The sequence below is a fragment of the Sinorhizobium sp. NFACC03 genome, assembly GCF_900103435.1.
Lineage (GTDB): Bacteria > Pseudomonadota > Alphaproteobacteria > Rhizobiales > Rhizobiaceae > Ensifer.
In genome coordinates this window covers 1-25,088 of the sequence record NZ_FMXF01000052.1, presented here as the reverse complement: position 1 = coordinate 25,088, position 25,088 = coordinate 1, and the positions used below count along the sequence as shown (strand labels likewise).

General features: G+C 52.9%; 16 protein-coding genes and 3 pseudogenes. 2 read left to right on the top strand and 17 right to left on the bottom strand.

The features are described 5' to 3' along the window. Window positions 1-96 precede the first annotated feature (96 nt). A pseudogene (gene tnpC, locus BLU35_RS33145) lies at window positions 97-1,328 on the bottom strand (IS66 family transposase); the annotation flags it as partial. Window positions 1,329-1,749: 421 nt separating this feature from the next. Between tnpC (BLU35_RS33145) and BLU35_RS33140 the strand changes: the two are divergent. Then, window positions 1,750-2,592 carry an ABC transporter permease gene (locus BLU35_RS33140; protein WP_093236284.1) on the top strand — a complete coding sequence of 281 codons (843 nt, stop codon included), beginning with the start codon at window positions 1,750-1,752 and terminating at the stop codon, window positions 2,590-2,592. Between the two features lie 256 nt (window positions 2,593-2,848). Here BLU35_RS33140 and BLU35_RS33135 read toward each other — a convergent pair whose 3' ends face one another. The 15 genes and pseudogenes from BLU35_RS33135 to BLU35_RS35835 form a co-directional block, all read right to left on the bottom strand. Continuing rightward, the gene (locus tag BLU35_RS33135; protein WP_143033042.1) at window positions 2,849-3,601 is read right to left on the bottom strand and encodes a class I SAM-dependent methyltransferase; all 753 of its coding nucleotides are present in this window, start codon (window positions 3,599-3,601) and stop codon (window positions 2,849-2,851) included. A 142-nt stretch (window positions 3,602-3,743) separates the two neighbouring features. Continuing rightward, a complete protein-coding gene (locus BLU35_RS33130; protein ID WP_093236282.1) occupies window positions 3,744-5,012 on the bottom strand; it encodes a KpsE/RkpR family capsule polysaccharide export protein in 1,269 nt (422 codons plus the stop codon). Window positions 5,013-5,042: 30 nt separating this feature from the next. After that, window positions 5,043-5,696, bottom strand: a complete 654-nt coding sequence (locus tag BLU35_RS33125; protein ID WP_093236281.1) for an ABC transporter ATP-binding protein — start codon at window positions 5,694-5,696, stop codon at window positions 5,043-5,045. 2 nt (window positions 5,697-5,698) lie between these two features. Further along, window positions 5,699-6,913 (bottom strand): KpsE/RkpR family capsule polysaccharide export protein, encoded by a 1,215-nt coding sequence (locus BLU35_RS33120; protein WP_093236280.1) that lies wholly within the window; start codon window positions 6,911-6,913, stop codon window positions 5,699-5,701. Between the two features lie 310 nt (window positions 6,914-7,223). Next, entirely contained in the window at window positions 7,224-8,273 is a 1,050-nt protein-coding gene (locus BLU35_RS33115; protein ID WP_093236279.1) for a hypothetical protein, read from the bottom strand. Window positions 8,274-8,371: 98 nt separating this feature from the next. Then, on the bottom strand, window positions 8,372-9,241 hold the full coding sequence (locus BLU35_RS33110) for a class I SAM-dependent methyltransferase (protein ID WP_093236278.1): 870 nt from the start codon (window positions 9,239-9,241) through the stop codon (window positions 8,372-8,374). Window positions 9,242-9,278: 37 nt separating this feature from the next. Then, window positions 9,279-10,250, bottom strand: a complete 972-nt coding sequence (locus BLU35_RS33105) for a glycosyltransferase family 2 protein (protein WP_093236277.1) — start codon at window positions 10,248-10,250, stop codon at window positions 9,279-9,281. After that, entirely contained in the window at window positions 10,250-11,353 is a 1,104-nt protein-coding gene (locus tag BLU35_RS33100; RefSeq protein ID WP_143033041.1) for a glycosyltransferase family 4 protein, read from the bottom strand. The genes BLU35_RS33105 and BLU35_RS33100 overlap by 1 nt, the downstream gene beginning before the upstream one ends. Before the next feature lie 459 nt (window positions 11,354-11,812). Further along, window positions 11,813-13,420, bottom strand: coding sequence for a glycosyltransferase family 4 protein (locus tag BLU35_RS33095; protein ID WP_093236275.1), 1,608 nt, complete (start codon window positions 13,418-13,420; stop codon window positions 11,813-11,815). Beyond that, window positions 13,404-14,645 carry a glycosyltransferase gene (locus tag BLU35_RS35420; RefSeq protein WP_176907549.1) on the bottom strand — a complete coding sequence of 414 codons (1,242 nt, stop codon included), beginning with the start codon at window positions 14,643-14,645 and terminating at the stop codon, window positions 13,404-13,406. Before BLU35_RS35420 ends, BLU35_RS33095 begins: the two co-directional genes overlap by 17 nt. Window positions 14,646-15,226: 581 nt before the next feature. Beyond that, the gene (locus BLU35_RS33090; protein WP_093236274.1) at window positions 15,227-16,195 is read right to left on the bottom strand and encodes a GDP-mannose 4,6-dehydratase; all 969 of its coding nucleotides are present in this window, start codon (window positions 16,193-16,195) and stop codon (window positions 15,227-15,229) included. Window positions 16,196-16,207: 12 nt separating this feature from the next. After that, window positions 16,208-17,194: a GDP-mannose 4,6-dehydratase gene (locus tag BLU35_RS33085; RefSeq protein WP_093236273.1), complete on the bottom strand. Its 987-nt coding sequence runs from the start codon at window positions 17,192-17,194 to the stop codon at window positions 16,208-16,210. 438 nt (window positions 17,195-17,632) lie between these two features. Further along, a complete protein-coding gene (locus tag BLU35_RS33080) occupies window positions 17,633-19,957 on the bottom strand; it encodes a glycosyltransferase (protein WP_093236272.1) in 2,325 nt (774 codons plus the stop codon). Between the two features lie 174 nt (window positions 19,958-20,131). Then, complete coding sequence (locus BLU35_RS35840) at window positions 20,132-21,577, bottom strand: mannose-1-phosphate guanylyltransferase/mannose-6-phosphate isomerase (RefSeq protein ID WP_286161714.1); 1,446 nt, start codon at window positions 21,575-21,577, stop codon at window positions 20,132-20,134. Window positions 21,578-21,643: 66 nt separating this feature from the next. Continuing rightward, window positions 21,644-23,050, bottom strand: a pseudogene (locus tag BLU35_RS35835) (phosphomannomutase); the annotation flags it as partial. Window positions 23,051-23,701: 651 nt separating this feature from the next. On the opposite strand from BLU35_RS35835, the pseudogene BLU35_RS33070 reads away from it, so the two are divergent. Beyond that, window positions 23,702-23,931, top strand: a pseudogene (locus BLU35_RS33070) (IS66 family transposase); the annotation flags it as partial. A 96-nt stretch (window positions 23,932-24,027) separates the two neighbouring features. On the opposite strand, the gene tnpC (BLU35_RS33065) reads toward BLU35_RS33070, so the two are convergent. Further along, window positions 24,028-25,088: IS66 family transposase (gene tnpC, locus BLU35_RS33065; RefSeq protein ID WP_143033002.1), on the bottom strand; the 1,061-nt coding region annotated here is incomplete at its 5' end.

The following is a 25,088-nucleotide window of genomic DNA, read 5'->3' as shown; positions in this document are numbered from 1 at the left end:
CGATCTCCAACCATCCCGTTCCACTCCCGTCGATGAAGGAGCTTATCTCGCGGCCTCAATCACAAAAGGAAAGGTGGGGTGTTCGTCGCGCTCACCGATGGCCGAGGATTTCTCCTGACGCCGCGCCGCGCGGCTGACGGCATCCTTGCCGCGAACCTCATCCTCGAGCCTCCACAACTCGCTCATGGCGATGATCGAATCCGTCGCGGCCTGCGAGACTCCACTGATGTGTAGATCGTAAAACTTGCGCCGCAGGTGCGCCCAGCACCCTGCAAGCTGGATCGTTTCGTTGCTGCCGGTTTTCGCCCGCGTCTTGGCGAGACTGGTATAGGCCGAATAGCCATCCACTTGCAGGATGCCGGTGAATCCGGAGAGATGACGCGTCACGCAATCCGCACCTCTGCTGTCTTCAAAACGATAGGCCACCATCAGCGGACTGGTTCCGCCATAGGGGCGGTCGTCGCGTGCGTTAGCCCAAAGCCAGGCCTTGGTGGTTTTGCCCGAACCGGGCGCAAGAGTGGGTAGGGTCGTCTCGTCGGCAAAGATCCTTTCGCCCTCCTTGACCCTCTCCAGGATATAATCGGCCAGCATCTGCAGTTCGAAGCCCAGATGCCCCATCATTGGGCCATCAGCGATCGGCTGATCTCGACGCCATCACGCAAATAGATCGCTTCCTGCCGATAAAGAGGAAGACCATCGGCGTATTTGGAAACGGCGATATAGGCGAGCAGCCGTTCCGTCGGCAGGCCGCCTTCGATGATGTGTGCCGGCGCCAAGGCCTGGACCACGCCGTCGTTGCCCCGGAAAGCGTATTTGGGGCGACGCGTCACGATAACCCTGAACTTCGGCGGCACGACGTCGAGCCGCTCGGAGCGGTCTTCGCCGATCAGAACCTTTTCCAGCCCCTCGCAGTCGGCCGGGATTTCCGGCTCGATAACCTCCTCGATGCGCTCAAGATGGGCGGCAAAGCCCTTGCGCGGACGCGGCGCCCGCTTCGGCTTGTCTCCGGCCGCGCGGTCGAGTTCGCTCTGGATTGCCGATAGGCCGGTTTCGACCTCCTCGAAAGCAAAGGAGACCTGCTCGTCGTTGACCCCGAGGCGGAGCCGCTCAGAGCGCTTGCCATTTTGCGCGCGCTGCAAGACCTTCATGATCAAGGTCAGGTTGGCAATGCGCTCATTGGCGCTCTTCTCAACCGCCTCCAACCGCGCGATCTCAGCCTCGGCCGCCAGCAACCGGGCCTCCTTCGCTGCCTGTTCGCGCGCCAACGCGAGAACCATCGCTTTCAGTGCATCAACGTCGTCCGGCAGGTCGCTAAGGGGCAAATCCATGACGTCGAATAGAGCACAAGAACAGCCGCTTTCCCAATCATTACAGCAGCATGATTCATCTTGCCGCAGTCCTGTTCAGCCCGTCAGCAGCGGTCGCCTGACCTTGGTTGGCCAGATCTTCTTCCAATCCAGACCGGCCAGCAGCGCCATCAATTGCCAATGGTCCAGACGTATCCTGGCGGAGTTGATCCGCTATCGACACCGCAACGGCCTCGATCATATGGAACGTTCTATGTTCGGACATAGGTTCAGACATAGCAATTCATACCTGCGCTCATTCCCTGTGCGAACACGAATAAGCGCGATGTCTTGCTATCGCCAGACGGGGTCTATGCACCGCTTACTTTGCAGCCATGCGCTCACGATCTAGATTCTGTGTAAGAGGCCGCCTAAAGTTGCTCAGATCCTAGAGAGGTTAGAAATGCTAGACATCGACGTTGAAACTGCAAGCCAACGGCTGCTGAAGGCGCAACCAGTCGGAAAGGTTAGCGTTAAGGTCGCCCTACAAAGGCAACTGAACGTCATGCACGCAGTAATCATGCGTGACATTAGAAGCCGATACTTCAATCACGGATTAGGTTTCCTGATCGTCCCGCTGTTTCCGGTGGCCCACATTGCTATGTTGCTGGGCATTTACAGAGTGACGGGACGCGAGGCCATATTCGGAGACGATATGGCATTGTTCTTCGCGACAGGTCTATTCCCGGCGCTGACTTTCACCTACATATCGCGGTACATGTCGGTCTCGGTCGTAGCCAACAAAAGCATGCTATCTTTCCCGGCCGTCCACCTTCTCGATATCGTTTTAGCCAGATCGTTTCTGGAGTTCATCGGGATTATGGTCTCGATGTTCGTCATATATGTAATATTGCTATCTATCGGCTCCGATCCGATACCCAGATCCCCTGCTACCGCCCTTCTCGCCCTACTGAGTACGATAGTTCTGTCGATCGGCGTGGGCATCGTGGTTAGTGTAATTTCCGCGATGTTGCCGATGTTCCCTATGGGCTACGCACTGTCGATGATTGTCGTGTATCTCAGCTCTGGGGCCCCCATCTACCTGCACGGCTTCCCAGAGGAGGTGGTGTACTATTGCTCCTTCAATCCTGTTTTCCATGCCGTCGAATGGATGCGCAGTGCCTACTACCTGGGATATCCGACCGCAGATTTGGACAAGACCTACCTCATGATGTGGGGTTTCGGAAGCGTGGCCGTGGGCCTGTTGATGGAGCGCTATCTGAAACAAATGATCCTAAGCAATTGACCGCGTACGCCCCTATGCGGATGGTTGCGGGCTGGAGATATCAGGAAAGAATGCACGATTAATAGCGCCAAGCAATCGTGGGGTGAGCGATACCGCCATGCTGGAGAACCGGAAACCCTTTGGACACGAATGCGGTAGGCCTCCGACGCTGCGCAGGTGTCACCATTCAAGGCAAGCAACACGAGTGGAAACCATCCGCTATGCTGGATGCCCGGAAGGAGCTTTTGATCTCGTCAAATTGTCTAGCGGCTCATCCCTATCTGGCATCCATCTCGCGGCCAAGTTTGTAAAGACGCTCAGCGCTGCAGACGAGCGTTTTTACTTCTTCATATCGCTCCCTCGAGCCTGCGCTCGTCTTCTTGCTTGCTTCAATGCGGCCCTGCTCAGGGTCCCGACCGAGCAACTGCTGATAGGCCTCTATCAGGAACTCGTCGTGCCGAGCCATTGCGATAAGGTGCTGCCAATCCTCCACTTTCCTCGCACGGGTCGAGATTAGCCATCCATCGGCTATAATGAAACCACCGTCACGCAGCCCGACGGCATGCAGGTAGACCCGCAAGGTCTCCTCTGTGAACCCATTATGATGAAAATCACCGGCATGAGCTTGATTACCGAACAGGCAAACCTTCCAGTTATGTATGACTTCAAATGTACCGGCCGCACGCATTGTGTCGATGACGCCGTATATCCAGGATGTTTGGATGTATGCCTCTCCCCCCAGTCTTAAAAGCGCTGCCCAATCAAAAAGAGCGCTCATCATGTAGGCGCGCGGAATGTGCTCTAGTACGTCCTTGGCGTACACCTCGTCAAAGTAATCTCGTGGAAGATCATAGAGATCGTTGTCGGTGACCAGCAGATCCGGACTACAGGTTGGATCGCTGTCAATATTGAGATAACCAGGCATTTTGTCGTATCCGCAGCCTATGTTTATTTTCCGCGGCAGGCTATTTTTCTGGTTAGGCGAGCTGACTGCGCTTTTGTTGCTGAAGATACGAGACATAAAAGGCATGCGATACACTCCAGGCGATCAAACTCCACTGCCACTTCAATACATGATTGAACAACGCCACGATAGACCCCATTACCGACCTCCCGCAGGCGGCTAGTCGCCTAATTGCTGTCCTCATGGAACCGGCAGGCGGCCCTTTTACTCAGTCCAACTTATTGCGGATAAGCAACACTACGCCACATGCAGCCCCGCAGATAGTCGCCCAGAGAAGCAACCACAAAAACAATGCCAAAGGCACATTCGGGTACGTACTCCTGTCCGGCCAGGTGGGGTCAGTAAAATTGTCGACATAAACCAATTGAAGGGAACTGACGAGTTTCACCTTTTCCAGCTCAGCGATAGCCGATTGGAGTTTGCCTTCGGCGATTTTCAGATCAAGCTTAACCTTGTCGAAAACGCTGGAGTAGTTCGCGAGATTGCCGGCACCATCGCTTGACGAACCGGCAGTTTTGGCCCCAAGATTCCGCGCCTGCTCTTCGAGCGCAGCAAGCCTCCTATCCATGTCGGCCAACTGCGGGGCCCCTTTATCGAGGCTCTGGCTCAAAGCAGCTCGGCGGCTCTTTAGTTGCGCGATGTTCGACTCGATACCCGTCAGAACGGTAATGATACTCTCAGCGGACAGATCGACATCAAACACCCCTGTCTGATTTTGAGTGTCCCTCAGTCTCCCACGCAAGTCGGCAACTTCTTTTGTAGCATTATCCACGTCCTTTTGGGTGGAGTGGAGTAGATCATTCCACATTCCGGAGCTTAGCCTGTTTATCTGCTCTTCTGAGAGTTGCAGCACCAGCTTCACAAGGTCATGTGCTTCCTTCGGCGTGAACGCTGTCACCTCTAGCTCCACAATTCCACTTTTCGGATTGACGGACGTGGAATAGCGTTTTTTCCAGTATTCCAGGATTTCATCTCGTGTCGCATCCGCGCTAAGGCGGGAGAAGATGTCGATATCGTCACGCCCGTATATTTGTCGCAGATCAACGTTCCTTTGCAGATCCTGTATAATCGACGGGCTTCCAAAATAGTTCAATAAGACGGCGGTGTCCTGCACAATCTTGGCTTTGGGCTCGACAGTCTCACTTGAATACCGGTCGCGCGACAACATTGGCGCCGACGAGCGTACAATGAAACGCACCTCGGAAGCATAGCCTGGACTAGCTATGAAAGCGTAATAGACAATGCTGCCAGCCATCGGCAGAACGAATGTTACGCCGATAATGATCATCAAGAGAACAGAAAAAACACGGTCGCGCGCTCGCGGCGCGAGGCCGGCGAGCCGATAAAGGTTGCGGCGGCTTCTGTTTTCGAAGGTCAAGGCGCGCGCATAGGAACTTAAAGCCGCAGCCATCTTTTGGCTTCGGCCAACAACGGACGTCGGTTCCGCCTGCACAATGAGCTGGTTGTCGTCTGTCACTGTCTTCTCCGACACGGGCTTCCCACTTCGCTAGCGATTAAGGCGCATATATGTTGCTATGCCTTCTTCAACGTTGTCGAACTGCACCATATGCCCGTCAATCAGAACGATTGCGACATCGCAGTAATCTTTAATTGTATCCATGTCGTGGGAGATCATGATGACGTCTGATTTAGCGCGCCTCGCCCTGAATGCGTCTCGACATCTTCTTTGAAAGTTCGCATCACCGACTGCGGTGATTTCATCCACTAGATAACAGTCAAATTCGATAGCCATCGAGAGGCCGAAAGCGAAGCGTGACATCATCCCCGATGAGTAGGTTCGCAATGGTTCGTTTAAATAACTGCCGATTTCAGCAAACTCTGCAACAAAACGCAGCACACGATGGTGATCTTCGCCATAGGCGCGCGCGACGAATTTGAGGTTTTCCTTCCCGCTCAAGTGGCTATTCAGCCCATTGGCGAAGCCGAGCGGCCAAGAAACCCGAACCCGCCGGTGGATACGCCCTCTATTCGGAAGTTCAGCGCCGGCGATGAGGCGCATTGTTGTCGATTTTCCGGCGCCATTTACTCCCAGCAGGCCATAGGAACGCCCCGAAGCAAAGTGCATTGACTGATTTCGCAGGATGTAACGGCGATGTGCCGCCGTTTTATAGAATTTTGTTACGTTCTCTAGGGTAATCATTCTCAAACCCGATGGTCCTCGATGGACATCCATATCAAGGTGGCGGTGACCCAAAGTGTGAAGAGGCCCGCCGTGAGAATGATCCATTCTGAAAAGCGATCTGGATACTCGGATTTCTCTGGCGCGTGAGAATTCGAGAAAACCGCCATGAACGTCGTCCGCTTCAGCGCAGCCGACTTTGCAGTGTCGAGATTTCGGACTGTCGCCTCGTAAAGAGCCTGCGTTACAATCCGACGTGTTTCCAAGCGCGAGAATTCTGTCAGGCTACTTGAAAGCTGCGTTTCGTTTGTGGTGTTCTGTCCAGCAAGGCTGTTCTGGCGAAGCTGAATTTGATCATCAAGCGCCTGAATGGATCTACGCAGTTGGCGGCCGCGAGCGGTATCACCAGCTTTCGCCGCCTCCAGGGATTTCAGATTAACCGTCAGCCCGAGCTTCTCCTCGGTCAGTTTCGCGATGATGGCACTTGCCATCTTAGCCGATGACGTAGGATCCAGAATGCCTGTCTTGTTTTGATAGTCCCGCAAATCATCGAGCGCTTTCCGGTACTCCTCAAGGCTGGCTACGACATCGCGCTCACCACGGGTCACCAGATCTTTCTTGGCCTTCTCAGATATCTTATCGATCATCTCGTCCGACGCGGCCAATGCGGCTGTCGTTATGGCGACCGAATCCTCAGGCGAGAAAGCCCGCACGGTGAAGATGATAATCCCCGAAGGTCCATCGACATAGGTGTCGACATGTTCAACCCAATATTCGTGCAAGTCTTCAAACGAAGCATCACTTGGAAGTCTCGACAGCGCGTCAGTGGCATCTTTCGAGAAGAAACTGCGCAACCCGATCTCTGCGTCCAGTCTCCTCACGATCTGAGGCGACTTCAAATAGTTCGCGACGATATAAGAATCCTGAGTAAGTGAATCTCCCCCGATGATTGACCGCCCGTCTCTCTTTTCCGATGCATCAAATTGTTCGCTAATTCCAATCGTGCGAACAACCATTCGCGTTTCGGAGATATATTGTCCGCTTGCAATCAAGAAGTAATAAATTGCCGAAATTAGACTTGGAAGCAGGACAAAAAATATCAGCGAATTCCTCTTAGTGAAAAACAAGCCAAGAATTCTTGACGTCCTACCGTGCTTCAACACGCTCGCGTGATCATTCACCGTACTACGCGCCGCCTTCTCGGCGTCGTGAACGGCATAGTCGACTTGCAGGCTCATATTTCTTCCTATTGGAATGGCAGGCGCCTGATCATTTGGTCATCGATCAGGATCTGCTGCAACGTGCTCACACAATCACGGCGTGGGATGACGACAGGTTAGGAACTTCATTTCCTGATCACCCGGCACGCTCGATGGTCGGCGCACCGCCAGGCACGCTCGACGAACTATCGTCCTTTTATCACCCAGTGGGTATTCGTGGTAGATATGGTTTTAGCATGGCAATAAGAATGAGACGTCGTGATCGCGCCTGAGAGTCTGTTCGGTTTCTCCGCTTCGGTTTCTCCGCTACCATACATTTCGCGTGAGTTTAGATGGCGCCGTCGCGCGAACGATGTTCCGCCTTCCTTATGAAATGGAAGAGAATGAGGTCGTTCTCTAGCACGTGTTCCAATAGGTTTATGCTTCGTAGGAGATCCGACAACTCCAAAAAAGGAGACCTCATCGGTGAGAAGAGGACGGAATTATCGCTAATTGCGAGAAACTCGCCAATATCAGTCGCCAAAGATGCGTCTGCCTCATTCGGGCTAAAAATTGTAAACTGAGAAAGAACGTCCAACGCCGTAGACACTGCGTCGCGGGAGACCTTATCTGTCGGACTAGAGGCGACGAGTTGATGCGTGAAGGGTGACTCGAAAAGGGCGAGAATATCTTTCGGTGCGGATTTCACCTTGCTTTTGATTCCAACTGGATCAGAAAAATTCGTGTCAGCGAAGTAAGCCATCGCTGGCTCGAACAGGATTGCATCGCGTTCGGAAACAAAGGAGAAGCGTCGCCGCTTAAACGAAGCGATTGACCATAGCCTTATTGCGAGTTCGTAGAAAGGATCCCGGAGCGACGTTATGCGAATTGTGTCCTGCGTGAAATATTGCTGCAGGCTTTTGAGCATCACGCGCCCGCTGACATAGGTCGAGGGCTGGTTGGCGATTTCAAGCATTTGCCGAACTGTTTCGCTCCCAAAGCGCTCAACACCATCGGCATGAAACTGGAAGTGCGGTTTCAGGCTTTGGTCAAGCTCTCTGTGTGGCACAAATTGCGTCTCCAGCCGAAAGAGACGCTTTTCGATATGCCGCTCACGATCAAACCGGCGATAAAAAACGAAGCCAGTTTCAGCATCGGCGACTTCGATGTCCGAGGCATCAATCAATCCAGGGACCTTCCCGTCATTCAGATTGAAGCCAACGACACCGGTCTGGTGATGCTTGTGTTTATAGGGCCCTTCCAGAAATATGTCGCATTCAAATGGGCCGAACAGTTGCCCCTGGCGCTTAACGACGACACTAGGCTTGGCAGAGAACCCGTCTGGGATGAGATAGCCGTGTATCTCCGCACCTGTGTCGGAATAGACATTAAAGTACATAGAACACCTGATCCTAATTCGTCACCAAATGGCCGTAGGTGCCCGAGCAGTGCGTTGTAGCGGCGGTCAAGCGGTGGTGCCGATGCACTGCGCTCTCTTCAGTCGCCGACTTCACTGACCATAGTGCCCAACTGAGCAAGCTCCGCTCCTGAGTTCAGGCTGGTTGCATTCGAGATAGCAAAGGGTTGGAAAGCCCCAGGCTTTCGCAAAACCACGTCAAAACTGATTTTATGAGGCAGCGTCTCAATTTGCTCCAGAACGAGTTGACCGTTCAGGTGTGCCTCATACAATCTACGGAAGATTCGCGCGTTCGTATTCCACTTGTGTCCGAACCGACTATGATCGCCAGCAGCATTCCACGTATATTCGTAGTTTGGAAGAATGAGGCCGATCCCACCACCCGGCTTCAGAAGCGTGTTCCAGTAGAGCAGGATTTCCATGGGATTGGAGACATGCTCTAGCATGTGGAGTGCAACGATAAAATCCACGCTTTCCGGCTTAAAAGGCAGATCTTCCGGATTCGCAAGTATCGCCTCTTTCAGAAAGGCATGATGAGCCCCACTTGCTTCCTCTTCCTGGCTTTCGCGCATAATATCGACGGGCGTAAGATAGTCGCTTATCCGGCGATCGCCGCACCCAATATTGATGCCATTCAACATCCTCAACTCATAGCCGCGCGGCGCTGCGCGCAATGCCGCTTCCTCCTCCAGCTTCTTGATCAGTGCAGCCTCATCCGGCGTGTAGAGTACGAGCGAATTGGTTTTTAGCGAAAACTCCTCGCGGCTTTTCGCGGTGAACCGTGACATCATATTCACATTGTCGGCGGCCGCCATATACGAGAAATCGAGATGCTTCTTGAGATATTCCTCATCTTCCTCGGTCATGTCGCGCTGGGGATGCCGCATTTGCCGCGATCTCGCGATATTTTTGTATTTTGACTCTAAAATCCGCAGCACTCGCAGTTTCATGCCTTGCCTTCCGAGGAGAATGATTTAGTAGCCCGTGCTAAGCGTTAAAAAGCCTCTGATCAAGCGATAAACGAGCCGATATGGAGTGAGGCAGCCATTCATGATTGGCACCTAGACAATGACCGGCAACAAGTGCAACTCGTTGCCCAGCTCTTTTCAAACGATGGTTAAGCGTCACCTTGCCAAAGCGATCGTCGACATTCTGCCTAAACGCCTGAAAAACAAAACGTCCCATCGCGATAAGAGCTTGAATCGGGCGTGGCGATAGTTTGTAGCCGAAATATTTCCGGAAGTTGCGAGATTCATCGAACGCGCGCCTTAGCTGTTCCGTGAAGCTGTAATCATGGGAATGGTAGACGGCCGCATCGGGTGCGTAAGCTTTCCAGTAGCCGGCTTCAATAATGCTTCGCGCCCATAATTGGTCTTCGGCAAATTCGACATCGGGATAGGGAAATGCCTCCCACACCGATTTGCGCATTAACGAGTTGTTGTCGGAATAAAAGTGAAGTAATTGCCGCCAACCTTCATCAGACTCGTAGCGCGCTGGATCAAGGGCGCGATGTACGATGAGAGGATGGCGCAAAAAACCCCGAAAATGCTGGTCCAGATCCCTCTTTGTGAACGGGGAGGCTGTGTCGTAGGCAATGTGACGACCGAACACGCCGGCAATGCGCGGATCCTGTTCGGACGTGGCGACGAGGTTGGCAAGCCAATGTTCGTCGACTGGTTCTGCATCATGTGTCAGGAACGCCACGAAGTCCGCATCGGCTGCTTCAATACCCAGGTTCCTGGTCTTTCCGTGACCGAACTCGCGCGGAGCTATCTCAATAAGCCGCACCCGCTCTAATCCGCGGATATATTCCCTTGTGCCATCACGCGACCCGGAATCGATGGCAATGATTTCATAGGTCCATGGTGTTTGCTGAGCGAGTACCTTCTTCATGACCTTTGGCAGAAAAGCCATCGCATTTTTCGTCGGAATGACTACGGCGCAACGATGCTTCGCCATCATTTGGCTCCTTGCTGGACGGCGTGGCTTACGCGCTGCTGAATCGCAGCTTCGACGAGACGAGCGGACTTTTCCCAGGAGAGGTCGCTGACATAGGCAAGGCCTCCGTTCCGCAAGCGCTCACGTTCCTGCGGCTGCGTGAGCAATCGTTCGATTTGGCCCGCTATTCCCTCTGGAGTTGGCACGGCAAACGCCATGGTGTTCTCCGGAAAAATCGACCTAACTGTATCTAGGTCAAGATCAATGACAGGCAGACCGCAGGCCATCATCTCCTTATTGACCAGGGAGTGATTTGTTGCAGAAAACACAACGCCGACTGTTGCCTCACGATAGAGCTGAGCAAGCTCCTCACCCTTAAGAATTCCATGATCGCGATAGGAGAAATCAACGCTGAGCTTACCAAGCTGCCAGCCGAAGAAATCGACCTCGAAATCCACATTGCGCTTCTTCAGTATCTCAAGAGCCATAAAGGCAAGTTCGACCGCACGTCTTGGCGTGACGTAGCGCGCGTAAAGCGCGATCTTGTTGTGGTGGCGCCTGCTAGTCCCAGAGCCCAAATTGTAGATGCTTGCGTCATAGGCGAGCGGCCACGACATCGACCACCGCCCGAACTGCTCGGACATGCGCCGGTGAAGCCAGTCTCCAGCACAGAGACAATCGAAATCGAAATGATAAGTCGCTTCCGTCAAGAGAGCCTCGGTACCTGCAGGATAAAATGCGGGCTCGTAGTCCTGGACGAAATAGAACTTGCGGGTGAATCGATCCATAGCTTTAACAGCGTAGCATGTGAATCGGTCTGTCGCGATCAGTGCATCGCCTTCGGCATCCGGCGTCGTATCTCTGAACAGTTCGACGACTCCAGAAAACGGCTGGAAGTGCTTATTAATTGTCTCAAGCGCCGCTGCCCCCGTCTTATGAACGCTCGGATTCTGCACGAGGAAGCGTACCTCGTGACCGAAGCGCTCTAGATAGCTCGCGATTCGGAAAATGGTCATGTGCCCACCGGCTCCAGGCATGAAGTCGGGAACGATCCAAGTGATGCGAAGCCGGGACAAGTTGGTGCTTTCAACAGGGGGATATCCGCCGGAAGGTTCGTAGCTCACGAACGTATTGAGATAATCAATCCGCCTCTCAATTTGACTTTTGCGGGCCCTACCCGACCTAAGGACGCGCACCAATTGTCGAGTTACGGCAGATAACGACACTAGTACGATCTCCTTGTGTTATGATCCAAGAGTACCGGCCACCCAGGCGAACTCAAGCCCTCACGCCTTGTTGCTGAGCCAACTCCAACTTTCAAGGCAAGTCTTCGAAATTCTCTTAGCTATTGGAATGCTGGCTTGTTGACCGGACGATTGCGACTAAGCAGTGGCAACGCCGACGGCAATTTCGGCGACGCCGTCGGTCCACTCCGGCCGATCGCGCTCGGCCAAGAGAAGTGGTTACCCGGATCGGACAAGCGCGGCGCCGTTCAAAAACCGGCCGACTTAGTGAAACCAAATCGAATCTCAGCAGACGGTTTTCAGAAGGTATGAAGTTGGAGCAGCAATCGAATCAGATCATCAGGCAGTAACTTTGTCTCGGCAGATAACCGATTGCTGTGCAAACTCGAATATTCCATCGACGCAGACTGACCATTGGTCGACGCGGAAGCGCTTTCGTATAGCACGCTCTTTGGATTCGAGGTAACCTTCTTGTTTTAGCAACGCTTGTATAGCGTCTGCCCACCCTTGCACATCCCAAGGATCCAGATAATCAAGCAAATCACCTGCGATTTCAGGAATAGATCCCGCTCCCGAAGCTAAGCAATATTTGTTATGCCCAAGTGACTCAGCGACGGGGAGTCCCCATCCCTCATACAACGATGGAAACACGGTAAATAAACAATTCTCATATAGAATGGATAGCTCGTCATCATTAATGTTGTTCATGGTCACGATGAGATCCTTAACTCTGGGATCAAGTACAAGATCGTTGAACAGATCGGATACACCCCATCCACGCATACCGACGAATACAAGCTTCGGCAAATCTTGTACGCCACGCTCCACGAGTCTGACGTAAGCCTTGTATAGTACTTCGTGATTCTTTCGCCTTTCTATTGTAGAAACAAATAGAATGTACTTTGTGCCAATTAATCCATTTACGGGAGACGCGTCCGATACAATCTCGGCGCCGTTGCGCTTTATAGACGATCCAAGCCTTACTACCTTTGTCTCCGGTATTGGGCAGCCGGAATATTTGACAAAATTCTTGTAATCCTTACGGCTCGATTCAGAAATACAAACTATACCGTCTGCGCACCAACTCAATTCCGTGAAATACTTAGAAAAGAAACTGGACACGTCGCCGACGCAAAGATGAGGGAAGAAAAACGGGATCAAATCATAGCAAAACCCGACAAACTTGAACCCAAATTTAGACTTTAGATCATATATCCTATTGAAGTCCTTATTATCCCAATCTAATCCCGCCGATAAATAGACATCATCTCTAGAAAACGTCACGATAGGGCCTGCTTCACTTGAAGCAGCTAACGCAAAACGGAAAGCTTGCTTGTCAAATGTAATAGATCCCAAGCTCTGCTTACGGAAGTTTCCGCTCGCGAATAAGTCTAGGCGCTGAGTTTTCTCTGGGTCGGCAGCAGTAATTAGCTCTGCGATTGGTATCGAAAACGCGGAATTTCCATCACCGATACCGGCTTGCGCTAAATCCTCCCTGAATTGCGATGCGGTAGTTTTTGCAATTATATTTTGGTCTTGCTCAATGGTTATTTCGACCCTTTCCTTTGGACTGCCGACCTTGGTGGCCCACCCTCTAACTAGGCCGCTCTCCACTGGATCTAGTGAGTACCTTATGTGGCCCCGCAGGCCCGCCCACAAGCGACTGCGGCCAGTTGTCTGCGGCTTCGGCGACACAACAAATGGCTCTGTTGCTGACGCAGATGTTTTGTCTTCATACAAGCCTGAGATCAGGTCGAGTATCTTCTTAGTCTGCCTATTTGAGAGCTTTCTAAATTCTCCAATGCCCCTATCAAAATAGCAAAGCTGTGTGATTTGAGGAAATGTAGCAGACAAAGCTCGGCGCGCACATTCCAATTCAGTCCGTACAATCCCTACGGGTGGCCGGTTCCAATTGAGGGATGTTGTTACGTCAATCCAGATGGCCACTTCGCTTCTCCTTAATTGCCGAGTCTACCGCTAGAAAAAGAGATTCGAAGCAACTTTCCCAGCCGAGTTCACTGACTGCCCGTTTATCTCTTTCCGGAGTGTGATCAGTTCCCATAACGTATCTCACCGCACTATGTAGCCCAGTCGGATCGTCAGCCACATGCACACCCGGTAGCGTTGTGTAATTTTCAAAGCCTCTGAACGCTTCCTTCGTTCCGACCACAAACTTTCCTGATTGAAGTGCCTCAGCGGTCTTCAAATTTGTCCCTCCACCAAATGGGATGGGTAAGAAGAAACCATGACACAAGCTTTTTATCGCAGCCAAATCCTCGTTGGAAACCTGAAACAGCAGTTCCAACCGAGAGAGGTTTACCGAGGAGAACCGCCCCTGGGCACATTGATGATATATGTGTTCACTTACTGAGCCCACCACGACTAACTTCGTGTTTGGGGGGAAACACCCAAGGCTCCCACCTATCAAGTTCGAGAAATTTGTGAAATTCGGCGGGTGTGCACTGGCGACATATAAGAGGAATCGGAGATCACCGAGTCTATCGGTCCACTTCTGAAGATCCTCATCTCGAGGCTTCAATGGTTCTACCCCGTTCGGCGCTAGAATTAACCTCGCACTTGGGACCCATTCCTTAATAATGTCCAGATCAGAAGTTGAAACCGCGGCTACAATATCCGCCTCTCGGGAAGCTCTTCTCTCTAGATTGTCGATTTCTAGGTGTATCCTTTTCAGCAGTTTTGAGTATTGCTGCCCTGTTAGGGATTTTAGTATATCTATTTTAAGGTCAGCCTCTATATTTTGACTACCGTATACTAGTACACAATTATTGTTAATCCTATCCCGATAAGCTGCTGCGAGTGGCCATAACCACGGCTGTTCGACATGTATGGCATCCAAATTCTTTGGCAATGATTTTATGAAGTCATCAAACACGCTGTCTTTCAATACGTGTTTTGACACTTGGAGGTCGTTTATGAATAGAACTTGCTCGCCATTGAGAGAATTATAGAGCTCATTTTTTTCGAAAATCTTGTCCTTTGGCCCTTTGGACTCAGGCGAATCTTCATCAACATAGGCAATTGTTTCAACATTCCAGCCGTATCGTTTAAATTTTTCAACTAGGTTTTTTGCTCTAATCTGCCCACCGTGTTTTGGGTCAACGAGTGGATATGTTGTTAATATTAGAACTGTCGGGCTCGTCGGTTTATGCACTTTGCCGTCCTCATTCATCTATCGCGCTTTATGGCGTCCAGCGCCGGTGTGAATTTAGAAGTGGTACTAGGGCCGTCATAGCAGTGGTCCCTGAGGGAAATTGAAGCAGTTTCCTTCAATAGTTCCTCTTCGATTTAGTCAAGCCCTCGTCCGGATTCTGCAACCTGTGCCTATTATTCGCTGCACGAGGTGTATCGCTTGTAGGAAAAGGCGCATTGCCAGGTGCCGTATAGGCTCCGCGACCTGCACCCCTGCAATGTCCTCGGTTTGACGTTAGTCTGTTCTCTGGAGATGGAGACAGCCGTCGTCTCGGCGTTGCGAATGCCGGACAAGTGTAGTTCAGTTTGATGTGTTGTGTAGTGAGCACTAAGTTCGTTGTGGCGCACCAGACAGTCTGATGAGTGGAAATGCCCGCCGCGCCAGCAGTTTGACTCCAGGCAATCTAGTCGAAACATGGAGCTGTCCGCTTGTGTTTCGGTGGCCGTTGCGGCAGTTTCGTAACGACACGTATGCCGCGAAGTCCGCATCGCTACAGGTTAATTATTGCAGCTTTTTTAGCACGGCATGCAACCCCAATGCGTTCAGGGTTTAATCTTGGCAATTCGCTCTCTCCAGTCATCAAGGACAGCGGTTACGGTATCTTCGAGTTCAAACTTTGGCGTCCATCCAAATGCGTAAGCAGCGGCGCGGGAATCTCCTTTCGCCATTTGAATATCGATGGATCGGACTCTATCCGGTGAAGCAACAACCTCGATCTCCAAACCGGAAAGCCGAATGAGGATGTCAAGTATCGTGCGAATCTGTACTGCCTTGCCTGACGAAAGGTTATAGGCCTGCCCCTCAGCGCTGTCCTCGCCCTTCCCAAGTGCGGCAATTGCATAGGCCTGAACGACGTCTCGCACGTCGAGAAAGTCTCTGTACGCGCCCAGGTTGCCAACCTCAATGACAGGCCTTGACAGGCCCGCCTCTATCCGTGCCACCTGGCTTGCAAATGCGGGGACGACATAAGTCTCGGCCTGACCAGATCCTGTATGATTGAACGGCCGAAAACGAATCGAGCGCAAGCCATCAAAATACATTTGACCAAGTGCAATGTCCGCCGCTGCTTTGGTCGCACCATAAACCGTCATCGGCTTGAGTGCATAGTCCTCATGTACAGCCTGATCGGCTGCGTGAACAAACGACTGACCGTAGGCCTCCGAACTACCGGCATAAATAAAGCGGCAGTTTCGGGCCTCGCTCAGTACCGCCGAAGCGAGATTGATCGTCCCCTGAAAATTCACGTTCCAGGCATTCGATGGATCCTTCCGCGCCTCCATTGGAGCGGCAACTGCGGCCAAATGAACGACGGCTGTTGGCTGCAGTGCACGAATGGCGCGCACTGCAGCTCCTCGATCGACAACATCGAGATCGACATCGCAACCCGCCCCTCTTCCTGCGGTCAGCACATCGATGGAGATCTCCGCGGAAAGCTCCTTTAGCGTCCGCGTCAACCAGGTACCAACAAATCCGGACGCACCTGTGACAAGGATTCTGTGCTGCAATGTCATTTGCTCAAGACCTTACGCCGACTTCAGATATGCGAGGCGCTTCAGGTCCGCGTCAACCATTTCAACAATCATCTCCTCCAGGGAAATCGTCGGCTCCCAACCAAAAGCCTCCTTGGCCTTCTTTGGGTTCCCAAGAAGAACATCGACTTCCGCAGGACGGAAGAGATCCGGATCGATTACCAAATGCTTATCCATGTCGAGACGGGCATGTTGAAAAGCGATCTTACACATGTCCCGTACGGTCGTGGTACGCCCCGTCGCGATCACGTAGTCATCAGCGGCATCCTGCTGCAACATCATCCACATGGCGCGAACATAGTCTTTGGAATGACCCCAGTCGCGCTTCGCATCGATGTTGCCGAGACGTAGTTCCGTCGAGAGGCCCAGTTTGATCCTAGCCACACCGTCGGTGACTTTGCGGGTCACAAATTCGATACCCCGCAGCGGAGACTCATGATTGAAGAGAATACCGCTTGAGGCGTGGAGGCCGAAGCTTTCGCGATAGTTTACGGTCAGCCAGTGACCGTAAAGCTTTGCGACTGCATAGGGCGAACGGGGATAGAATGGCGTTGTCTCTGTCTGCATCGGCTCTTGGATCAAGCCGTACATTTCGGAGGACGAAGCTTGGTAGAAACGCGCATCCGGTTTCTCAAGGCGAACGGCCTCCAGAACGTTCGCAACGCCAAGTCCAGTGACCTGGCCCGTCAGAATGGGCTGTTGCCACGAGGACTTCACAAAGGACTGCGCTCCAAGATTGTAGACTTCGTCCGGCTTAACCTCGCGCATGGTCCGAATAAGACCCGAGAGATCAAGGAGATTTCCATCTACGATCCTCACATCTTTCGTGACGCCAAGCCAATCAAGACGGCTGAGATTGACATCCGACGTACTGGAACGCCGAGCCAACCCATACACTTCGTAGCCCTGCTCGAGAAGAAGGGCTGCCAGATACGCGCCGTCTTGGCCTGTGATACCGGTAACAAGTGCAGTTTTTGCCAATTAATTTCTCCTAAGTAAGTGGCACTAAGAGGGAGCACAATTGCCTCTTGTGACGTAGCCCTCTAAGCGGCAGTCTCTTTCAATACAGCCGGTTCGCTTAGGCATTTAATTTAGTCATTGCACAATGGCAACAGACCGAAGCGATGGAATAAGGCTGCTGTTGACATTGCATCGTTCCGACGCTCGCTGCCATCGGGCGAAAAGATCCGCGATGACTGCTGACTTGCCAAGGAAGACCCTGCCGACACATCCGGCAATCCGAAGCTGACCTTGGCGGTCCATTATGCGATCTCGCGTCGAAACCATCTTCGAGCGCTTCCTGAGCGACGGCCGCGTCGAGATCGACGCCAAAGTCGAACGAAAACCCGACCCCAGGCAATCAGCAGAGCGAACTGACTATTCGCCAGCGGCCGAAAAACCTGGGCGACGAGCGCGACGCTACTGCAGTCGGCGGAGATGAACGCCGTCGCAGCGTTTGCCTGACTTCACAAAAGACTGAACTAGTTCTAGACGCTCGAAAATTCTTTTTGCAATAACACTTGCAGATGCAAGTGTTTCTACATCACTAATTCCAATAACACTCTTCTTAATCCTGAATTTATTATTATAATACACTTCTCTTAGAGCCGACACTGCAGACCAATGCTTTGGATCTGCCCATTGATGGCCATCTTCAACAAATACGTAGTCGTTTTGTTCGACCGGGACGAGGTCGTAATCAACCAACCAAGAATTTTGCTCTGTGCAAATGTCCATGTTTCCCGAATATCCAGTCGCCACAACCGGTATGCCGCTTGCTAGCGCGTCTAGAATATCAATCCCCAATCCCTCCGCGCGATGTAAGGAGACAAAGCAATCGCAGGATCGCAACAGTTCCTTTTGGCGCAGCGGGCTATAAGTCTCATTAATGATCTCGATGCGGTTGTCGTCAGAACAACGCTGCTTTAGCGCAACCCAAGATTGCTTTTGGTGTGCGCTATGAACGTGATCTGCATTTTGTGTTTTGATGATCAATCGTACATTATCGACACCGCCAAAAGCTGCCAAGAACGCCTCAACTACCGCCAAGGCATTCTTGCGCTGTGGCCACGAAAACGCATCGAATGAGGCGAGAAACGTAAATCTTTCAGCCCGCAGGAAGTCACTCCCCCGCAGTTCACCTAGCCTCGAGGCCGGCAATCCAATCGTAACCACCGGCAAACCTTGCCCTTGAAAAAGCGAACTGATAAATGTGGACGCCGTCCACACCTCATCGACCAGACTAATTCCGAGATGGTGGAGACTAGATATCTTGCTTAATTCCCAATAAGGGAATATTATATTATAAGATTCTCGCAGAAAATCGCCATTTTTTAAGAAAAATTCTGGAATTTGCTCGGCATTAAGGTGAATTATATTAACCGCCGAGCGGGAAATATGATAGTTGTAATCTCCATCGACGGAAGCGCTCTGAATACCATCATTGTAGCAAACAAAATTGCAGTCCACCTTGACCTCGCCGACAGCTGACATCAGCCTGCGACTGCTTTCGCCGAGGCCAAGCAGTTTGTCGAATGGACCTATAAATTGAATAAGATGGGATTTACTGGTCGATTCTGCGGCGGTCGATTTGCCGCCCTTAGAGGAAGAACAGAAGCTCACCTCCTCTCCCTCCGAACACCCTTCGTCATTTTCATGTAGATTATCTTTGCCCTTGTGCCCTTTCGAGAGATTTGCAGTGATGTCGTGATGAAAATGCGGACCTACTTCATTTTCAACATGCTTACGGATGTGAGAATTTTGATCGGCATAGTAGAAGCACCACTCGTAAACTCGGCGTCTTCCTGATGGAAAGAGCATCGCGAGAGGGCTAACTAAACAATTTCGGAGGGCAAAGATCATCATGAAATGAGTCAATGGGAAAGATCGCCCGAAACCATACGAGACAAACTCGCGCAGCTTTCCGGTTTCGTTGGGGCGTAGGGCGGAATGATCGAGTTTCAACTGGCGACCGCCTTCTGCACTCCACCAATAGACTCCGTAGACCGCGAGAATAGAATTGAAAACTTTCCGGCTAATAAACTTAAGGTATTTTGGGAGCGGCGGAGAAGAAATTTCGGACCTTGTCCGCTCAACTAAATCTCTGATGAAGTTCTTTTCGTCGTTTGACAGTGGAACAAATCGAGGGTCTAGAGTGTATATGTAATCATTCACATACCAACTATAAAATTGATGGTCATCTCCCTTCCAGTTTTTGAGCCTCCTTAGAAATTCTGTAAAATCGGATGATTGTACATCTCCCAGTCGGTCGTTCTCGTAGATTTCGGACCGCGACAGAACGCCGGCTATCAATGAGGCATCAGTCGTCGCATTGGCGATGCATGTCGACCCACCGACATCACTTTCCGCAAGGCGGGCTTCGAACCGCTCCAATCGTATCGCCCGCGTGGCCCCCATGGCCTTCTGTTCACGCAGGTGACCGTCTTTGGCAGCAAGCCAAATGGCGCCGGCACCCGGAACAAACATCTCCACGCTGTCGCGATAGGTTGTCGCGTCGATGGCTCCTGCCAGCGGCACCTTGAAACCATGTATGCCGTTCCCGAGACCTGCGCCTAGAAGATCTGGCCGAAAGTAAGCGCAGGACCACTGCCCTCGGTACACTCCGTTTATAAACAAGTCAAAAAGCACACTGCGTTCCGGATGGTTGGAGTCAAAGAGCCATCCGAACATGTATCCGTCGGCAATGCGATCGATATGGCCACGAAATCTGGATCGCTTCGTCAACAGTCTACTTCCTAAGTTAATTGATCAGTGATCACCAACGATAATCACATTTTCTCCGGATTAGCCCTTCGAAACTCGCAGCAATGAGCAGCCCCTGAAAGAATCATCTCGCCGCCCCAATTTCGGTGTGCGCTTCAAGCTTATATCGGCGGGTTGTTCTCAAACCGAAACGCTTCATCCCCTACCGAATTCGTCGGCAATGCGGATGATGTCGTCTTCGCCCAGATAGGAACCGGTCTGCACTTCAATCATTTCCAACATGATCTTGCCCGGATTAGCGAGACGGTGGGTTTCACCCTGCGGGATATAAACGGACTCGTTCTCGCGTACCATCTTAACCTGATCACCAATTGTCACTTCGGCTGTCCCCTTCACACAGACCCAGTGCTCAGAGCGGTGGTGATGCTTCTGCAGGGAGAGTTTCTTACCCGGAGTTACGAAGAGACGTTTCACCTGAAAACGGTCACCGTTTAACACTGAAGTATAACCACCCCAAGGGCGATAAGAGGTCGGATGCGTCTCGGTTAATGCCGCCGTCGCTTTTGTGGCGGCAAGATGCTTGACGATCTTACCAACGTGCTGGCTATCGTCGAGGCGGCCCACGTAGACGGCGTCTTCACTGGCGATCACAGCAACCCCTTCGAGGCCCAGCACTGCCAGATGGCTCGTGTTGGACATAACGAGAGAATTTTCCGTGTTGATCACCGTCGCATTGCCTAACACGACATTACCCGCCTCGTCGCGAGCACCAAGCTTCCAGACCGCATCCCAGCTACCGAGATCATTCCATGTTATCGAAGACACTACGACGGCCGCATTGGAAGTCTTCTCCATGATCGCATAGTCGACCGAGATATCTGGGCTCACGGCGAACGCGTCAGCATCCAGGCGGATGAAGTCAAGGTCGCTTGCAGCCTTCGAAAGTGCCGCACGGGCAGCCTTCTCGACATCGGGCGCGAACCTCGCCATTTCGCGCAGCATCTGGCTTGCCTTGAACATGAAGATGCCAGAGTTCCAAACGAAACCGCCCTCATCAAGCATCTTCTGCGCATCGGGCAGCGCCGGCTTCTCCACGAAGCGCTTGACCCTGCAAGCGCCCGTTGAAAGCGTTTCGCCGATCGCGATATAGCCGTACCCAGTCGCGGGCTCGGTGGGGGTGATGCCGAACGTGACGAGTTTGTCAGCAAGCGCGGTCTGCTGCGCTATCCGGATCGCATCGAAATAGCCTTGATCTGCGACGATTTCGTGGTCGGAAGCCAACACCTGAAGCACTGCACCGTCACCGAAACGGTTAGCAACGAGGGCAGCGGCGACCGCAACTGCCGGCGCGGTATTGCGGGCTATCGGTTCCAGAAGAATGCCGCCAAGCTTGATACCGAGTTCCCTGGCCTGTTCTGCGACGAGGAAGCGGAAATCCTCATTGGTGATCACAAGCGGCGACTCATAGAGCGCTTGGTCAGCGACACGCGCAAGTGTTGCCTGGAACAAGGTTCGGTCGCCTACAAATTGGATGAACTGCTTGGGCGCGCTCGCACGAGACAACGGCCAAAGGCGGGTTCCCTTTCCACCGGCCATAATCACTGGGACGATTTTACTAACCGAATTCGTTTCTCCAGCCACCCTCGCTGTCTCCGTTCCTGCTTTTGACGTGCCAAACCCCTGCGCGGCATTAATTGCCGCCCCTTGCGCCCATTGGCGAATTAGTTCGAGACTTTGATTAAGTAGCGCGACTGCTACCTCCTCGCTATGCGCCTCCACGTAGCAGCGCATCTCTGGCGCATTACCAGACGGACGGAAATGAACAATCCGCCTATCTTGGAGAGTGACCCTCAAACCGTCGATGTCGCTCTTCGCAGCAACACTACAGATAGTATTGAGGAAGGTCCCGAGATTATCGTCCGATGCATGTAGATGTGCCATCAGCGCTGCGCTCGTCTCCACGGGGAAGTCCTCCAATCGGCCAGCAGCGGCAAACGGCAACCCAAAGCCGTTAGCGATCTTGGAGACCGCCATCTTCTGCGCCGCCGACAGCGAAAGGACGGCAAGAATCGGCAGAAAGCTGTCGCGGGTCGGGAGAGCATCAATCGTCTCCCCTTCGATTGTGAAGGCCGAACCGATCAGCAATCCGCCATTCGCCTCAAAGCCCATAACGCCAGGTCTGCCGGCCTGTAGCGCATCAGTCATCCCAGCAATTACGAAAGGCGAGCCAACCTTAGTACGGATAACGTTAAAGTCTCCGGCTGCCTCAATACCGGAATTCGATGTGACCGGTGTCACGACAGTTTCCGCCCTGAGAAAATGTGCGGCGATCAGGCCGAGCAAATCGCCGCGAAGCGGCTCGCCGGTTTCGTCGGCGACGAGCGGCCGATCGCCGTCACCATCGGCGGATACAATCACATCAAGAGCATATTGTTTGACCCAGCCTTTAAGCAAGTGGATCGTCTCAGCCGAAACCGCTTCGGTATCGACCGGTATGAAATGTGCAGAGCGCCCGAGCGTCACAACTTCGGCGCCGTAGTGCTCGAGAATCTCGACGAGCAGGTCGCGCGCGACGGTCGAATGCTGGTAGACGCCGATCCTGAGACCAGACAACGCGGAGTTCGGCAGCAGGCGTTTGTTGCGGATTAGAAACAGAGCCTCCGCCTCTGTGGATTGATTCGGCGCAACACCTGGCGTGAGATCTACTGCCTGTCGATCGATCTCAGCGGCGATCGCGCTAATCCTCGTCTCGTCCTGCTTGTCGATCTCGCCGTCTGGGCGATAGAACTTTATCCCGTTACGATCGTCAGGGATGTGCGAGCCAGTAACCATCAGCGACGCGGCCCCGAGCTTTAATCCGTAAAGCGCCAACGCAGGCGTTGGCAAAGCACCGCAGTCAACCGGGTTCAGGCCGGCACGCTTCAGCGCACCAATCGCGGTCGCGGCAATCTCAGGACTTGAGGCTCGGAAATCACGCCCCACAAGAATTGTGTCCCCGGGCTTGGCTGCGCCAGTTTCAATAAGGTGCCGGGCAAAAGCTTGAGAATAGACCGAAGTAGCGCGCCCCTGCAGGTCGACAACAAGGCCACGCAGGCCGCTGGTTCCAAATTTCATTTTTCGCCTCAAATAGACATACGACTAGCCACAAAAAATCGACCGGATGCTTAGGAGAAAGAGGGGATTTCTGCAAGGCCATCCTCCCGGAGACATCGCTTGTTCATAGGCGTAGCGTACTGACACAAAATATTCTCACCCGTGTCGCAGCCATCTTCCAGCTACAACAGTGCCATTTGACCTATCGAACGGTGGCCGGACTATCACGCCAGAGGTATCGGTGTATTGCGGCGTAAGCAGGACGTAGAGCCTGTCACACCACAAGCGCACTGGCTTGGCTTTAAACGGTTCCTATTGGGGGGCAGTATCGAGCGAAAAACCACAGATTAAAATGCGGCATATTGGAGAGGGTCTCTTTGATTCCTCGATCGTAACGCAATAAATTGTATCGCGAACTCAGACTAGAAAGGTACGATACCATCAATACCGCAACAGGTTATCGAATATAAATCACAAAATGAAGGCCTGCATGTGCGAATTGCAGAGACATTATTATCACCATAGCTTGTAAAAGCGTGGGGAACACTCACAGAGTATACGTTTAGATATTCGAAAATATCCGGGAATCTTGCGGAAATATCGCGCGGGGTCTACGATCGGGGGCACGCGTCGGCAGTTTTGCTGCATAATCCAGCTAGTGACATGGTGGTACTGCTAGCCTTTATCCGCTCGCAGCCGAGGGTATTTTGTGATGAGACCCCGCTGCCGCGGCTTGATCCGGGGCGGAAACGAACCAAGGTCTGTCAGTTGTGGGCTCAGGCGGTCGATGACCGACCGTGGAATGGTCCGGCGCCGCCCGCGGTGGCCTATACTTTGCCGAAAGCCGCAGCGCTCGAGAGGTCGAGGGACAATTGTCGACGTTTGCCGGCGTGCTTCAAGTGTATGCGGCGTCCACGCCCCATCGATTTTTCAGTTGCAGCGATCAGAAGTTGATCTAGGGGCCGTCAAATGAGCTCACCGAAGAGTACCTGACGAGCTCATTGTGAGGCCTTGATGCGGGCGGCATAGGCCCATGGCATCAGGGCTTCGATGTCCTTGGCGAGGTGGCCATTTGCGAGGCGGGTGAAGAGGTCGCACAGATAGGCGTAGGGCTCAACGCCGTTCATTTTACAAGTGCCGATCAGGCTGGCAAATCGAGCCCAATTGCGCCCTCCTTCATCGTGCCCCGCAAAGAGCGCATTGCGGCGGTTCATGGCCGGTCGGCGGATCGCGTTTTCCACCAGGTTGGAGTCGATATCGACGTGGCCGTCGTCCAGGAACAGCCGGAAGCCATCCTGCCGCGTCAGCATATAGGCTAGGGCTTTTCCGAGGTCAGATTTGCGTGAGACGCGCTTGGCTTGCGCTGCCAGCCAGGTGAAGAACTCGTCCACCAGCGGGAGGGACAGGTCCTGTCGAACTGCCCGGCGATGTTCGGGATCTGAGCCCCGGATACTGTCTTCGATCTTGTAGAGCGCGGCGATCTGCACCAGCGCCTCGTTGACGATGGGCGATCCGCTCTTTGGCGTGGCCTTGATCAGCTTTCTGCGCCCGTGCGCCCAACAGAAAGCCAGCTTCAAGGGATCGCCACCCATCCGGTCCGACGTGGCGAGGTGAGAGTAACCACCGTAGGCATCCACTTGGATTGTCCCGTTAAACCCGTCAAGGATTTCAGCGGCATATTCGCCTTTACGCCCGGGCCGGTAATGGAACACCACGCCTGGCGGCGCAGAGCCATTCCAGCCGCGGTCGTCACGCAGCACGGCCCACAGATAACCGGTCTTCGTCTTGCCTCGCCCCGGATCAAGCACCGGAGCCGTTGTCTCGTCGACATAAAGCCGCGTGCTTTCCCACAGCAGCCGTTCGGCCATGTGGTCTACCACCGGCGCGATCGCAGCACCCGTCCTGCCCATCCAATCTGCCAGGACGGTGCGGTCTATCGGCACCCCGTGTCGCGCCATGACCTCGGCCTGCCGGTTGAGCGGCATATGTTCGGAATGCTTGGAGACGGCAACCTCAGCCAGAACGGCTTCCGTCGGCCAGCTCCCTTCCAGCAGATGCG

Excerpts from the sequence above, each read along its gene's own strand:
- BLU35_RS33140 (WP_093236284.1), top strand. The coding sequence starts at position 1,750 with ATGCTAGACATCGACGTTGAAACTGCAAGCCAACGGCTGCTGAAGGCG.
- BLU35_RS33135 (WP_143033042.1), bottom strand. The coding sequence starts at position 3,601 with ATGCCTTTTATGTCTCGTATCTTCAGCAACAAAAGCGCAGTCAGCTCG.
- BLU35_RS33125 (WP_093236281.1), bottom strand. The coding sequence starts at position 5,696 with ATGATTACCCTAGAGAACGTAACAAAATTCTATAAAACGGCGGCACAT.
- BLU35_RS33120 (WP_093236280.1), bottom strand. The coding sequence starts at position 6,913 with ATGAGCCTGCAAGTCGACTATGCCGTTCACGACGCCGAGAAGGCGGCG.
- BLU35_RS33115 (WP_093236279.1), bottom strand. The coding sequence starts at position 8,273 with ATGTACTTTAATGTCTATTCCGACACAGGTGCGGAGATACACGGCTAT.
- BLU35_RS33110 (WP_093236278.1), bottom strand. The coding sequence starts at position 9,241 with ATGAAACTGCGAGTGCTGCGGATTTTAGAGTCAAAATACAAAAATATC.
- BLU35_RS33105 (WP_093236277.1), bottom strand. The coding sequence starts at position 10,250 with ATGGCGAAGCATCGTTGCGCCGTAGTCATTCCGACGAAAAATGCGATG.
- BLU35_RS33090 (WP_093236274.1), bottom strand. The coding sequence starts at position 16,195 with ATGACATTGCAGCACAGAATCCTTGTCACAGGTGCGTCCGGATTTGTT.